Genomic DNA, 14,127 nt, shown 5'->3' on the forward strand with positions numbered 1-14,127 from the left:
GACCGCGAACGTCATCATCAACGAGGCGAACTCGCTCTCGGCGGGAAAGAAGACGTTGGCGATCTGCGTGGCGTAGAAGCCGAACAGGAAGAAGTCGAACTGCTCCAGGAAATTCCCGGCCGTTACGCGGACAACCGCAGCGGCCTTTGAATGTCCGGTCGAAACGCTAGACGAGGGGTGCATCGAGGTGTCTCCTGAGATCCAGAAAATACGCGGTGATCCGGTCGATTGTGGTTTTGGCAATGTTCGCCCGGGGCCGGCAAAACGATAAGTGCAATCTTCGGAACGATTGATGTCCGCTCGTTATCAATCGAGGCCTGCTGACACCGCCGCGCTTGCAACGCGAGCACGCGGCAGCGGCGGTCACAGGCCTTTGGTCACGCCACGAAGTGGCACTGGGAAGCGGCAGTGCGTGTATCCATATTGCGTCCGCGGTTCAAGTGATCGTCGATTTCCGCGGCGCAGCCGAGCATGCGCGGATAGAGAAAGATCGTGAACGCGGCGGTTTCGAGATCCGCCTCGCTGAACTCGCCGCGCCTGAGCGGCTTCCACAGCATCTTGAGCAGCAGCGCGGCGATCACCGCGTCGACATTGACGCAATAGACGTTACGCGATACTCCGGCGTCGAAGAGCGACTGCACCAGCACGCGGTAATATGCATGGAACACGTTGTACTCGCCGCGGGCTTCATAGAGATCGGCGATGAAGACTTCGCGCGGGTCGTGATTCACCGGCTTGTCTTTGAAGACGGGATGATTGACACCCGGAAGTTTGGCAATGTCCAAGCTGCCCACATGCTTCCGGCGCGCCTTGTACTGCGCGTAGCGCTCAACGGAGCTCCGCGCGAGCGCTTCGAGGTCCACGGTGTGGTGCGCATCGGAAGGATCATCGAGGCCGCTACCGCGGAACGCCTCGTTGAGGAACGCGATGCCTTCGTAGCCGTTGCCGCCATGCGTATAGCCAGTGTGTGTGAGGAACCCCACCAGCGCCTTGTTCAACTGGACGCGCTCGGGACTCTCGGGGCCATCGGCGGATACCGCGCCCTTTGCGCCTTGTGCCGAAATTGCACCCGGTCCGTTTGTCAGCAACAAGCCGACGAGGGTCTTGAAGGCGAACAGGTCATCGGCCGTGGGTTTCAGGTTGAGGAGTGCCGCGAAGGCGATCTCGGTCAGGGTGCGTTCGCCGAGCAACTCCTCGGTGGCGAAGTCGCAAAAGCCGTCGGAACCGTGGCGCGACGCGTCCGCCGAGGCGCCGATCATGGTGCCGAAGAGCTTCGTCCACCACGGCAGACTTTCCGCCGTCAGGCGCGAGATGCGCTTGCGCATGAGCGGGCCCCAGGCGAGCGTCGTCGTGATGGCCGCGAGTACTGCTTCCGAACGCGGATGGCCCGAGCCGCACAATAACCACCGGATGATTGCCGAACTCACGCCGCGCGCAGCGAGCCCCGCGAGCATCGCTTCCGCCTTCGGGTCGGGTTCATCGCAGAAGAGCACGGCACTGCCGGTGCTATCGACGGCATCGGCATCGAAAGTCTCGTCGAACGCGTCTGTGAGCCTGGCTGCCGCGAAGCGGTCGATGATGAGCGCTGCCGCCTCGCGCGCGGCGCGCTGACGATTCGGCCCGATGATCGCCGCCGCAGCCGCGAGCACCGCGTTGGGCGCATTGCCCGCCTCGCGCGAGGCCTGCGCGGCCGCCAGTTCCGGCGTGCCATGCAGGTTCACGGCCGCGCCAACCGCCACGTCGATGAGCTTCGCGTCGTTCGCTCCGCCGAACTCATGCAACAGCGCGAGGCACACGTTTGCTTCGAGCGAGTGCGTCGCCGCTTCGAGCATCGATACGCCGTGCAGGCTGCTCACTTGCGATCTCGCATCCATCTGCGAGGCGCCCGAGGCATCCTTCAACGGTTGGCGCGGCGGGACCGCGCCGATCTGGCTGTTTACCCGCGCCACCTGCTCGTTGTATGGCGCGACCGCTTCCACGACCGGCAGGGCGAGTTCGTCGGGCAGTTGGAGCCCCCGATCCGAACCAAACCAGGGCTTGAGCGCAAGGCTGCCTTCGGACTCGAAGTCGGGCATCGTCGCGTTCTCGCGCATCACCGCCGTGAGTGCCGCCGGAATGTGCGCGATATTCGTCACCACGGCGCCCCTGGCCGAGCAGCACGGATCGTCAGGCGTGAAGAGCCGCTCGACGCCAAACTTCTCCATGAACCAGCGCTCCTTTGCGAGCGCATCATCTGCGCCGCCCGCCATTGCTCCCGCATGCCCGACCGCGCGCGTGAGACGGCTCTTCCAGCGGCCCACCACGCACGCGACTACCGGTTTCGTAAATGTGGCGTCGGCCTCGTAGTAGCCGCCCGGCGCGCAGTACAGCACGGCGGCCTTGCTGCGCGCGTCGTTAGCGAGGGCGAATGCAAATTCCGGCGCCGCATAGTGGATGTAGACGTCCTTGCCGCTGGAGACGACGGTCGACGTGCCCCAGCCGCTCATGCGCAGATATTGCGCGATGGTGGTGCTGAACCCGCCCGAATTGGAAAAGATCGCGATCGAGCCCTGCCGCAAAGTCGCGCCGGGATCATCGCCGCCGAGCGCACCGCCGATGCGCACGCGCTGCCACGAATCCGCGACGCCCAGCCCGTTCGCACCGAAGATGTCGATGCCGGCCTGCTGACCCATCGCGCGAATCTCGCGGGCGTCGTGCACGGAGATCTTCTCCGTGATGATGAAGATCTTGCGCAGATCGGGATTCACGCGGATCAGTTCGGCCACGCCATCGCGCGCGGCCGACGGCGGCAGGTACACGACGCCGCAATTGAACCGGTGCCCGGCTTCGAGGCCTTCGCGCACGTTGTTGTAGACGGGGATGTCGCCCACGGGTGTCGCGAGCATCTGTCCGCCCTTGCCGGGAGCCGTGCCGAACACGACGTTCGCGCCCGAAAACGCGTGGCTCACCGGCGTCACCTCCGACGACTCGCCACCCAGAATGTTGAGTACGCATACGAGGTCTTCGCGCGTGGCGATGTCTGCGAGCGACTGGATGCCTACGAAATACCTGAAATGATTGTTTCCTTGCTTGACCACGTCGATCTCCTTATGCCTCGTGCGTTTCTGCTTGCGGGTGCGCCTCGCGCGCGCCGATGCGCGCCGCGACCTGCGCACGTCCGCCCGATTGCATCCACGCATCGGCCTTGCGTGCGTACTGGATCACTTCGCTGATGTCGGAGTCGAAGCCGAAGAGGCGATAGGGCAGGCCGAGCGAATCACAGGTGTCGCGCAGTGCGGACATGCCACGCACGAGGTTCGGACCGCCGCGCCCGAGGACGACGTAGAGCGGCGTCGGACCCTGCTCGCTGAAGTGCTCGCGCAGCGCATCGGCCATTGCCCGCAGTGTTTCGTATATATCGGTGTTGTTGGACTTGCCGCCAATGATGAACAGTACGTTGGACTGCTTCAGCCAATGTCGGAAGCAGATGCGCGCCACTTCCTTCATCTTTTCGTAAGGTGGATTGCCACCGAAATCGGACGAGATGATGGCTGCATCGCCCAACATCTCCGTGACGAGCGAGTTGGCGCCGCCGCCGAACGTGGGCGCGAGGATCGTTCCCTTGTCGTTGATCACGTAGACGTCGCTTTGACCCTGGTGGGTGCGAAGCTGATTGATCTCCTGCTCGAAGTCCGAGTAGTCCGCGGCGAACAAATGAGCGGGCAGACCGAGGCGCGAGAAGCGGGGATCGTCGCGATCGAATCCACATTTGAAGTCGCAGGCGACGGGCGTGAGGCGACCCTTCCTGTCCTCGCGCATGCGGATCGGATTCAACTCGAGCGTCGTCATGCCGAAGTCGTGAAAGAGTTCCCAGAGCTTCGGCAACTGCTGCACGAGCGGGGAAATGATTTCGCGCGGCGCGCCGATCTCGCTCAGCGCATTCGCGACGACGAAGGCCTTGAGTCCGGTCAACGCATCGAAGGGCACCATTGCGACGTGCTTGGGATTGACCTCCTCGATGTCCATGCCGCCCATGTGCGAGAGCGTCATGGTGGGAGCGCGAAAGCGGGTGGAATCGGTGATCGAAAAGTAGACTTCGTGTTTGGCGGGTACACCGGCTTCGAACGTCACGCCGTTCGCCTTGGCCCTCACATGCCCCACGACATGCTCGGCGAAGTAGAGTCGCTCTTTCTCAGCGAGCGCAGTCTTGAGGTCGTTCGCGCGTCCGAGCAGACCGGCCTTGCCCTTCTTGCCTACGCCGCCCTTGAATACGGGCTTGATAAAGATCTGCTTGTGACGATCGATCAGCGACTTTATCTCCTCTTCGCTGGCTCCGGGGCTCAGTACTTCGCTGGCCGGAAATCCGACAAATTGCAGCAGGCGCGCGCCGTGCAGCATTCCAGTAATTTGCATGTAAAAGTCTCCTGAATCTTGTTGCGATATGAACTGAAAGCGGTTTTGCGTCCGACGTGTGATCAGCACTGCGCTTCGCTCGCAGCGGGTGCGAGTTCAGCCATTGCCGTCGAGCGTTTGCTTGCGGCAGTAGGAATCACACGGCGATGTGTGTCGTGCGAAAGATGCGTCGGGGTGCGCAGCGCCACGACCGTGACTCGGGTTCGCGGTCGGATGCGTCGATATGAACGGCTTCAAGCCCTCGTGGGCTCTTCTCCTACGCGCTGTTCTTTTGAACCGATTGTCCGGGCTTCTGATGACAGATGGTTGCGCAAGAAGATCAAGATTAGAAGTGCGATTTTTGGAAGCATTGATGCGCGAACGTTATCAATGCGTATCGCGATGGCTCGAGGGACAGTCTCGATGAGTCTCTCTCTAGGGCGCATCCGGTGCGGCAAAGGCGTTGCCGGGGCGGGTGAGGTGTAAATATGCACAAACCACGCGGCTTTGAGGGCATGGCCGCGCAAGCATTTCCCTACTGGTATTCAAATTTCAAATCACGCCATAATTCGGGGCCACTAATTGCAATATCGGCCAGTAGACGTTTGGGCGCGTGATTTCAAGCCAGCCCAAATGTCTTCCGCAGGCTTGCATCGACTGGGCCAGCTGGCATAAAGCGGCGCAATTTTCTCAGAAGGGAAGCTTCGCCTTTGGGCGTGCGGCGCATTTTCCATTCACCCAGAGCAGCATCGACAATCGTAGTGGCGACACCATCCGGTGCCGGGGCCTCATTGACACTTTTCTGAATTGCACGGGACACGACCGCGCGGTCGTCGTTATAGGCCGCAATTTTTGAAGCCGCATGGGGCGCATTGAGGTCCAGATTGGTCCTGGTATAGGAAGGCTCGACCAGCACCACGCGGACTCCGAACTTGCGCACCTCGTGATCCAGGGTTTCGGACATTCCCTCAACAGCATGCTTGGAGGCCGAATAGAGCCCCATGTACGGAGCCGGAAGAAAGCCCAGCACCGAGCTGATGTTGACGATCCTTCCCGAACCCTCCGCGCGCATGTGCGGCAGCACCGCTTGTGTCGTGCGCAAGATTCCAAAAACGTTGGTATCGAACAGCGACTGCGCTTCGGCAAGCGACGTTTCTTCCGTCGCACCGAGCAGGGTCACCCCTGCACTATTGACTAGCACATCGATGCGCGTGGCCTGAGCGATGATGGTCTGGAATCCACGTTGGACGGAAACATCGTCACGGACATCCATCGGGATCAACTGAACACCGGGTATGGGCTGTGCATTGGCAGGGTTGCGTACGGTGCCGAATACCTTGCAGCCCCGTTTGGCAAATTTCTCTGCGGTGGCACGTCCGATCCCCGATGACACGCCGGTAACAACGACAACGATCGAATTCGACATAGCAGTTCCTTTGGAGAGTGGCGTTGTTTATCTCTGGTTGGCCGACGAGTCCTCAAAAATCTGTTCCGCAGGTTGTGCCCGTTCATGCTTGCCTCCTTGCGGATCAGCTGTACTGCCCGGCCTGATCCTGAACCAGATGGAATACATGGCCGGCAGGAACACCAGCGTCAGAATCGTCCCGGCAAACGTACCGCCAATCAGCGTGTAAGCAAGGGTTCCCCAGAACACCGAATGGGTCAGCGGGATGAAGGCCAGGATCGCCGCCAGCGCGGTCAGGATCACCGGTCGGGCCCGCTGCACGGTTGCCTCGACGACTGCCTTGAAGGGATCCAGCCCCGCCTGTTCGTTCTGGCGGATCTGCCCGATCAGAATCAGCGTGTTGCGCATCAGGATGCCCGACAACGCAATCAGGCCGACCAGCGCATTGATGCCGAATGGCTGCCGGAACAGAATCAGGGTTGGCACGACGCCGATCAGCCCCAATGGACTGGTCAGGAACACCATGACCATCGCGGAGATCGAGCGCACCTGGAAGATGATGATCAGCAGGGTGATCGCCAGCATGATCGGGAAGAGCGGCAACATGGCTACCGTCGCCTTGCCTGACTCTTCGATGGAGCCGGCCTGCTCGATTCGGTAGCCGCTCGGCAGCCTGGCCATGATGGGTTGAAGCTGCCTGGTAATCGCCGTTGACACATCCGGCGGCTGCAGGTCATCGGCGATGTCGCCCCGCACGGTGATCGTGGGCATGCGGTCGCGCCGGCGCATGATCGGCTCCTCCATGCGCACGTCGACTTTGCCCACCTGTGACAGCGGGATGCGCTGCCCGTTGGCGCCCGCCAGCGAAAGGTCGCCAATCCTGGCCGGATCGAGACGGACGTCGCCGGCCGAACGCGCAATGACCTGCACGGTGCGAATGTCCTCACGTACTGCGGTGACAGGGATACCGGTGAGCAGGAATTGCAACTGCTGCGCCACGGCGCTGGAGGTGAGTCCCAGCGCCTGCAATCGGTCCTGCTGCAAGGTGAAGTGCAGTGTAGGCGTGCGCGTACCCCAGTCGGTGTTGACCGTGCGCATCATCGGGCTCGCGTCCATCACGTGCTGAACTTCAGCCGCGATACCGCGCAGCTTGTCCGGGTCCGGACCCGTGACCCGGTAGGCGACCGGGAACGGCGAATACGGGCCGAATACGAGTTGTGTGACGCGTACGCGCGCCTCCGACGCGAGACCGTCGGCGATGGCTTGTCGCAGCCGCTGTTTCAACGCGTCGCGCTCATCCTGGCTGTCCGTGCGCACGACGATCTTCGCAAACGACGGATCAGGCAGTTCGGGGCCCATTGCCAGATAGAATCGTGGGGCGCCCTGACCGATGTAGGCAGTGACGATCCTGGCTTCCTTCTGTTTGGCCAGCCAGGCTTCCACCTTCGCCGTGGCGGCGCTGGTCTGGGCGATCGACGTGCCATAGGGCATTTGCACCTCGACCAGCACTTCAGGACGGTCGGAGATGGGGAAGAACTGTTTCTTGACCACCGACATACCGAGGATGGCCACGACAAAGAGCGCCACGACCGAACCGGCGACCAGCCATTTGCGCCCGATGACACGCGTAAGCAACTGGCGGAAGCGGTTGTAGCGCGGCGTGTCGTAGATCGCGTCGTGGCCACCGTCGACCCTCTTGAAATCGGGCAGCAGCCTGGCGCCGAGGTAAGGCGTGAAAACCACGGCGACCACCCAGGACGCGATCAGTGCAATGCCAACGATCCAGAACATGTTGCTGGTGTATTCGCCTGCGGTGGAGCGGGCGAAGCCATTGGGCATGAAGCCGACGGCCGTCACCAGCGTGCCCGACAGCATGGGCGCAGCGGTGTGACTCCAGGCATAGGCGGAGGCGGCCACGCGGCTGTAGCCTTCTTCCATCTTCACCACCATCATTTCGATGGCGATGATGGCATCGTCCACCAGCAGACCCAGCGCCAGGATCAGGGAGCCCAGGGTGATCCGGTCGAAGTTCTTGCCGGTCGCGGCCATCACCATGAAGACAGCTGCGAGCGTCAGCGGCACGGCCGCAGCGACCACGACCCCCACGCGCCAGCCCATGCTCACGAAGCATACCAGCATGACCACCAGCAAAGCAGCGAAGAACTTGATCATGAACTCATCGACCGCCGAGCTGATGTTGACGGCCTGGTCCGTGACCTTGCTCAGGCTCATGCCCAGTGGCAGTTCAGCGTTGATCGCACCCACCTCACTGTCCAGCGCCTTGCCCAGGTCGAGCCCGTTCCAGCCGTCGCGCATGACGATGCCGAGCAGCAAGGCCGGTTCGCCGTTGTTGCGGATCGTGAATGTCGCCGGATCTTCATAGCCACGACTGACGGTGGCAATGTCCGACAGCTTCAGCGTGCGACCCTGCGCCACAACCGGCGTGTCGCGGATCTTCTGCAATGCGTCGAAGGCGCCGTCCACGCGAATGAGCACCTGAGGGCCCATGGTCTCGACGGAGCCGGCCGGCGTCAGGACATTCTGGCTGTTGAGCGCGGCGAACACGTCCTGGGGACTCACGCCCAGCGTGGCCAGACGGTCATGCGAAAACTCGACATAGATCCGCTCCGCCTGCTCGCCAATGATGTTGACCTTCTTCACGCCCGGTACGTGCAGCAGCCGCTGACGCAGTGTCTCCGCATCGCGCACCAGCAGTCGTTGCGGTTCGCCTTTGGCCTTGAGCGCGAACAGCGCAAAAGTGACGTCTGCGTATTCGTCATTGACGATCGGCCCGATCACGCCAGACGGAAGGTTGGTTACTTCGTCGCCGACTTTCTTGCGGGCCTGATAGAACTCCTCCTGCACTTCCGAAGGCGGCGTGCTGTCGAGCAACGTCAAGGTCGTGAACGCCAGGCCAGGTCTTGTGTAGGTCTCGGTCCGGTCGTACCAGCGCAGCTCCTGCATGCGCTTTTCAATCTTCTCGGCGACCTGGTCCTGCATTTCCTGCGCGGTGGCCCCAGGCCACGCGGTGATGATGGTCATCACCTTGACCGTGAAGGCCGGGTCTTCCGCCCGGCCCAGCTTGAAGAACGAAAGGAGCCCGGCCAGCGAGATCAGGCAGATCAGGAACAGGGTGATGGAGCGCTCGCGCACGGCGAGCGCCGACAGGTTGAAACGACCTTCGCTCACGGACGGACTCCCTCGGTCGAAGTGGCGGCCGTCTGGCCCGCCACACGGACCTGTTCGCCTTCGCGCAGCAGATGCGCGCCGAGCGCGACGACCCGGTCACCTTGCTGGAGTTGACCGGCGATGCGTGCGCCATCGTCCTCCAGATGCTGGATGGCAACTGGCCGCCAGGACACCTTTGCAGGCTTGCCGTTGATGACCCACACCCCGGGTCCCTTGCCCGCGTCGAACAGGGCGCCCATCGGCACCTGCAAGCCGCCTTGCACGGAGGCATGTGCATCCGGAATCTGGATCGTCACCGTGGCGCCCAACGGGGCGTTGGCCAGTGCTCCTTCCAGCACGTACCGCGCCTCAAATGTACGGGTAAGGCGATCCGCCGTATCCGAAAGCTGCCGGAGCGTGGCCGGAACGCCAACGCCGTCTTTGCCGAAGAGCGTGGCTTGTGCAACGGAACCGATCGCGGGGCGCAGCGTTTCCGGCAACTGGATAACGGCCTCGCGACGCCCGGCGTGGGCCAGGCGCACCACGGCCTGTCCCGCGCTGACAACCTGGCCCGGTTCGGCCAGGGTTTCCATGACGACACCATCGCCGTCCGCGACGAGCTCCGCATAACGGGTCGCATTACGGGCCACGTCGGCTTGTGCTTCGGCCGCACTGAGCTGGGCCTTGGCCGCATCCGCCGCCGCCTTGATCTGATCGTAGGCCGAAGCCGATATCGCACCGGTGCCGCGCAGGTCACGGTAGCGGGCTTCATCCTCCGCCGTCTGATGCGCCCGTGCTCGCGCGGCCGCAACCGCCTCTTCCTGCGCCTGTGCCGCAAGCTTCAGATCGACAGGGTCGATGCGCATGAGCGGCTGGCCGCGTTTGACGGGTTGCCCGGCGTCCACCAGCCGCTCCAGCACCTTGCCGGATACGCGAAACCCCAGGTCGCTCTGCACGCGGGCGGCTACGGTTCCGGTAAACGAACGTGACGCGGGGATAGCACCCTGAACGACTGCGACACGCACCAGTGGTGCCTCGGTGCGCGGATCGGAGGGTGCTTTGCCGCCGCAGGCGACCAGCGCAAACGGCAAGGCACAGACGACGGTAGAGGTGGCGAGGCGGCGCGAGCGCATGAAAGTCCCATCGACGAAGTGATGATGGCTTTCATTATGGTTCTAGTGACCAATACAGTCAATAGTCACATTCGCTCTAGCGCATCACGGCGAAAGGCTCCGGAGGACCAGGCCGGACAGCTGCGCCGGCGCCTCCTCGGTGTAATCGAAGCTATGCTGCAGGATGAGCGGGTTGAGGTAGGGGCGCATGACCAGATAGATCGCCATCGCCGTTTCATCGAGAGGCGTCTTGCGCTCGAAGTCCCCGCTCTGTCGGCCTGCCTGCAGGATGTCCTGAAGCAGCTTCTGGATGCGCTCCTCATAGGCGAGTGTCGCCTGCCAGTGCTCGGTGGCGGCCGACGCGGCAATCTCGTAAAGCTTGCGGTCCTGGGAGAACAGGTGAAGGCTGGCCTCCACGATCGCCTTGAACATCCGCCGCAGCTTCTCGGGCGGCCGGTCGGCCTCTTCGACGGCCGCTTTGACCTCGCTTTCGATCTCGCGCAGGCAATTCGCGCAGATCATCTCGCCAATGGCCTGCTTGGACTCGAAGAACTTGTAGATGTAGGCCTTGGAAAAGCCGATGGCCTTGGCGAGATCGGAGACGGTCGTTTTCTCGTAGCCATACCGGCTGAAGTGCTCGGTGGCGGCAGCGACGATCTGATCGCGCACCTCATGGTCGGCCGGGCCACGGGCCGAAACGGGATAGGTGATTGCATTTTTCATGGTTCGCAGCTTACCGCCGCTCTCAAGAATCGACAACAAGTGACTAAAGTGTATTATAGTCACAGCAACTCGCTCTGTTCTCCTTCGCCGGAAGAAGCTCATGCTGCCCAAACAACTCCTTGCCGTACTCATTGTCGCCAGTCTCTCGGCAGGCTGCGCCGTCGGCCCCGATTACGTCCGGCCCGACGTACCTATGCCGGAACGGTTCCAGGGTCAGGCCGCAGTCGATCAGCGGCCTGCAACGGCCAGTGCCGATCTCGCCACCTGGTGGACGGGTTTCGGCGATCCGCAGCTGACACGGTTCGTAGCGCTCGCGCTGGAGCAAAACCTCGACCTCGCGCAGGCATCCGCTCGCATTGCACAAGCCCGTGCAGGACTTGGGGCAGCGAATGCCGCGTTGCTGCCTTCCGGTAATGTCAGCGGCCAGGCGGCCAGAGTCTACCAGTCCGTTGAAACGCCCTTGGGACGAGTCTTGAACTCGACGCCCGGTTTCGACCGCTATGGCAAAGACTACGAAGCAAATCTCAGCGCGAGCTGGGAACTGGACGTGTTCGGAGGCCTGCGTCGTGGGCGGGAAGCGGCGCTAGCCGAGTACCAGGCTTCGGAAGCGGGCGCAGCGGCCACGCGCCTGGCTGTAGCGGCGCAGACCGCCGACATCTACATCAGCATGCGCGGATTGCAAGCCCGTCTGAACGTTGCCCGCCGACAGGTGCAGACGCAGCAGGAACTGCTCTCAACCATCAACCTTCTGTATGGCAAGGGGTTGGCTGCCGAACTCCAGGTGAGTCAGGCCGAGGGAGCGCTTGCCCAGGTTCGGGCCTCCGTCCCGGTCCTCGAGGCGGGCATGGATGCGGCGATGAACGCACTGGATGTGATGCTCGGCGCGCAGCCCGGCACGCATCGGGCAGAGCTGGTCGAAACGGGCGACATCCTGGTCGCCCCGCAGATCGCGGCCACCGGATCGCCGGGTGAGTTGCTCAGGCGTCGGCCTGACCTGATCGTGGCCGAGCGGCGCCTGGCCGCATCGAATGCGCGTATTGGTGTCGCCATCGCTGAGTATTACCCCAAGCTCTCCCTGAGTGGACTGATCGGCAGCGCGACATCCGTGGCCAGTGGCAATCTTTTCACAAGCGGCGCCAATCAGGCTGCAGGCGTGCTGGGGCTGCGCTGGCGTCTGTTCGACTTCGGTCGCATCAATGCGCAGATCAACCAGGCCAAGGGCCAGGAGGCCGAGATGCTGGCGGCGTATCGGCTTGCCGCGCTCCATGCAACCGAAGACGTAGAGAACGCCTTCTCTGCACTGGTCAAGCGCGAGGAACAGGCTGCTGTGCTCAACCAGGGCGTTGACTCGCTGGGTCGCGCGCGAGCGGCGTCGTTTGCAGCCTATCAAAAAGGCGTGGTCAGTCTCGTCGAAGTGCTGCAGGCCGATGAAAACTTGCTACGCGCCTCCGATGAGCGAGCGCAGGCGAAAACGGAATCAGCACGCGCAGCGGTCGCGGCCTTCAAGGCGCTCGGTGGTGGTTGGCAACCCCGCGAATCCGGGGCCGCCGTAGCCATCAGGTAGCAATCGAACACACCCATAGTGCCGAAGGAGGAACATGGATATCGCCATCGTCGTTGCTCCATGGCCGTTGCTGAGGATTCCTTTCGCAACGGGAGTGATCCATGTGTGGATGCGCTGAGGTAAGTACCCGGTCGACACCCAGCATGTCAACCCATGGGATAGGCGAACGGCTTGCATTGCAGGACTGGACGTCCAAATCCAATAGCGCAACGAAACCCATATCCCAGATGGCCGTACACCTTCTCACATGCCACGCAAACGATTGACGCGCGAAGAACACCGCGAACAGACTCGCTGTCGTTTGCTCGACGCTGCGGCCTTGAGCATTGCCAGAAAAGGGCTGGCCGCGACCAGCGTGGAGGACATCGCGTCTCAGGCCGGCTATACCCGCGGCGCGTTCTACTCGAACTTCGACAGCAAGAGCGACCTGTTCGTCGAACTGCTCCGCCTGAATCACCAGTACATCCGGGAACAATTACAGAAGCTGCTAGACGCCGCGTCCACAGAAGACGTGCACAAGCAGCTCATCTCGTTGTACGCACAATGCTATCGGGACGACAACCACTACGTCATCTGGGCTGAGGCACGTCTGCACGCAATGCGTGACGCGAAATTCCGGGAACGCATAAACGCCCTGTGCCTGGAAAAGCGCGACCTGATCGCGTCCTTCATCGAGCAGTTCAGCAAGCGCGTTAACGTGCAGTTGTCAGGCTCTCCGGCCCACCACGCGCTTGCCACCATCGCGTTGCTGGATGGCGTCCTCTACTTCGCCATGACGATGCCCAATGAGCTGCCGGAAGCTTCGGCCGAAGCGGTTTTAAGCAACATCTTCATGAGAATGATCGAATGTTCTTCGGCGCATTGTCCTGAGTAAAGCTCGGCTTGAGCTTCCCGCCACTTCTGCAGCCGCTTGACATTGCTACCGGCGACGCCGGCCATCGATGGCAGGCAGCGTCGGGCAGTACCGTTCGATCGCTACGCAACTGCTGCGTATCTGCGCTCGATGGCGTCCAGACGAATGTCGGCAAGCGTCGCGCCAACCAGCTCGCTGGCGCGCAGGCCCGTCGCATAGCCGAAATCCAGCAGAAGCCGCAGGCGTTGGGCAGCCGGCACGCTCCAGCCATAGGACCATTCGAGGCGGTCGGCAAGCGCTAGCCACAACTTTAGTTGAAATTTGGATACAACTTTAGTTGTGAGCGCTAGCCGACAATTCGGGTATGTCACTTATCCATCTTCGACGTTGCGCCATCGGCGCCCCGATGGGGCAGTGGGAAGTGTCCAGGCACCTACCTAAAGAGAAGCACCGCCACATATGACAATTTGCTGCCCGGTGATTGCACTCGCCCCTTCGCTCAACAGGAAGCTCGCTAGAGCCGCCACCGGCTCTGTCACGTTGGCGAGGCGGTCACGTAAGATGGCGCGATGAAGAAGACAAAATCGCTTTATCACGGCCACCGGTTCCCGGCGACGGTCATCAGCCACGCGATGCGGTGGTACTTCCGGTTCCAACTCAGCCTGCGTGATATTGAAGAACTGCTGTTCGAGCGCGGTGTCATCGTCAGTTACGAAACGATCGGCCGCTGGTGCGACAAATTCGGCGCGGACTTCGCGCATCGCGTCAAGGCTGCTCGCCGCAAACCTGGCAGCACATGGCATCTTGATGAAGTTTTCGTTACGTTGCGCGGTGAGCCTTACCTGCTCTGGCGGGCGGTCGACCAGCATGGTGCCGAACTCGACATCCTGCTGCAGAAACGTCGCGATAAGGCTGCAGCAAAGCGCTTCTT

10 protein-coding genes and 2 pseudogenes are annotated in these 14,127 nt (G+C 62.1%); 3 read left to right on the forward strand and 9 right to left on the reverse strand.

Annotation, left to right across the window (positions count from 1 at the left end; genetic code table 11):
- The 7 genes and pseudogenes from GCT13_RS44185 to GCT13_RS44215 form a co-directional block, all read right to left on the reverse strand.
- Positions 1-183 (reverse strand): annotated as a pseudogene (locus tag GCT13_RS44185) (citrate-proton symporter); the annotation flags it as partial.
- Positions 184-377: 194 nt separating this feature from the next.
- Positions 378-3,077, reverse strand: coding sequence for a CoA-binding protein (locus GCT13_RS44190; protein ID WP_321575023.1), 2,700 nt, complete (start codon positions 3,075-3,077; stop codon positions 378-380).
- Between the two features lie 10 nt (positions 3,078-3,087).
- Entirely contained in the window at positions 3,088-4,392 is a 1,305-nt protein-coding gene (locus tag GCT13_RS44195) for an ATP-grasp domain-containing protein (RefSeq protein WP_152768026.1), read from the reverse strand.
- Between the two features lie 598 nt (positions 4,393-4,990).
- Positions 4,991-5,797 carry an oxidoreductase gene (locus GCT13_RS44200; RefSeq protein WP_152768027.1) on the reverse strand — a complete coding sequence of 269 codons (807 nt, stop codon included), beginning with the start codon at positions 5,795-5,797 and terminating at the stop codon, positions 4,991-4,993.
- A 27-nt stretch (positions 5,798-5,824) separates the two neighbouring features.
- The gene (locus GCT13_RS44205; protein WP_321575024.1) at positions 5,825-8,965 is read right to left on the reverse strand and encodes an efflux RND transporter permease subunit; all 3,141 of its coding nucleotides are present in this window, start codon (positions 8,963-8,965) and stop codon (positions 5,825-5,827) included.
- Entirely contained in the window at positions 8,962-10,077 is a 1,116-nt protein-coding gene (locus tag GCT13_RS44210; RefSeq protein WP_152768028.1) for an efflux RND transporter periplasmic adaptor subunit, read from the reverse strand. The genes GCT13_RS44205 and GCT13_RS44210 overlap by 4 nt, the downstream gene beginning before the upstream one ends.
- Positions 10,078-10,161: 84 nt before the next feature.
- Complete coding sequence (locus GCT13_RS44215; RefSeq protein ID WP_152768029.1) at positions 10,162-10,779, reverse strand: TetR/AcrR family transcriptional regulator; 618 nt, start codon at positions 10,777-10,779, stop codon at positions 10,162-10,164.
- A 100-nt stretch (positions 10,780-10,879) separates the two neighbouring features.
- Here GCT13_RS44215 and GCT13_RS44220 point away from each other — a divergent pair, with 100 nt between their 5' ends.
- Positions 10,880-12,343, forward strand: coding sequence for an efflux transporter outer membrane subunit (locus tag GCT13_RS44220; protein ID WP_152768030.1), 1,464 nt, complete (start codon positions 10,880-10,882; stop codon positions 12,341-12,343).
- A 262-nt stretch (positions 12,344-12,605) separates the two neighbouring features.
- A complete protein-coding gene (locus GCT13_RS44225) occupies positions 12,606-13,217 on the forward strand; it encodes a TetR/AcrR family transcriptional regulator (RefSeq protein WP_227747333.1) in 612 nt (203 codons plus the stop codon).
- A 101-nt stretch (positions 13,218-13,318) separates the two neighbouring features.
- Here the strand turns inward: GCT13_RS44225 and GCT13_RS44230 are convergent, their stop codons facing one another.
- The gene (locus tag GCT13_RS44230) at positions 13,319-13,504 is read right to left on the reverse strand and encodes a site-specific integrase (protein WP_265335346.1); all 186 of its coding nucleotides are present in this window, start codon (positions 13,502-13,504) and stop codon (positions 13,319-13,321) included.
- A gap of 129 nt (positions 13,505-13,633) precedes the next feature.
- Positions 13,634-13,729 (reverse strand): annotated as a pseudogene (locus tag GCT13_RS50210) (oxidoreductase); the annotation flags it as partial.
- Positions 13,730-13,765: 36 nt separating this feature from the next.
- On the opposite strand from GCT13_RS50210, the gene GCT13_RS44240 reads away from it, so the two are divergent.
- The coding region (locus GCT13_RS44240) for an IS6 family transposase (RefSeq protein ID WP_152768032.1) at positions 13,766-14,127 on the forward strand (362 nt) is incomplete at its 3' end.

It is taken from the genome of Paraburkholderia franconis, from assembly GCF_009362735.1.
GTDB classification, from domain to species: domain Bacteria; phylum Pseudomonadota; class Gammaproteobacteria; order Burkholderiales; family Burkholderiaceae; genus Paraburkholderia; species Paraburkholderia franconis.

Excerpts from the sequence above, each read along its gene's own strand:
- GCT13_RS44215 (WP_152768029.1), bottom strand. The coding sequence starts at position 10,779 with ATGAAAAATGCAATCACCTATCCCGTTTCGGCCCGTGGCCCGGCCGAC.
- GCT13_RS44210 (WP_152768028.1), bottom strand. The coding sequence starts at position 10,077 with ATGCGCTCGCGCCGCCTCGCCACCTCTACCGTCGTCTGTGCCTTGCCG.
- GCT13_RS44220 (WP_152768030.1), top strand. The coding sequence starts at position 10,880 with ATGCTGCCCAAACAACTCCTTGCCGTACTCATTGTCGCCAGTCTCTCG.
- GCT13_RS44195 (WP_152768026.1), bottom strand. The coding sequence starts at position 4,392 with ATGCAAATTACTGGAATGCTGCACGGCGCGCGCCTGCTGCAATTTGTC.
- GCT13_RS44200 (WP_152768027.1), bottom strand. The coding sequence starts at position 5,797 with ATGTCGAATTCGATCGTTGTCGTTGTTACCGGCGTGTCATCGGGGATC.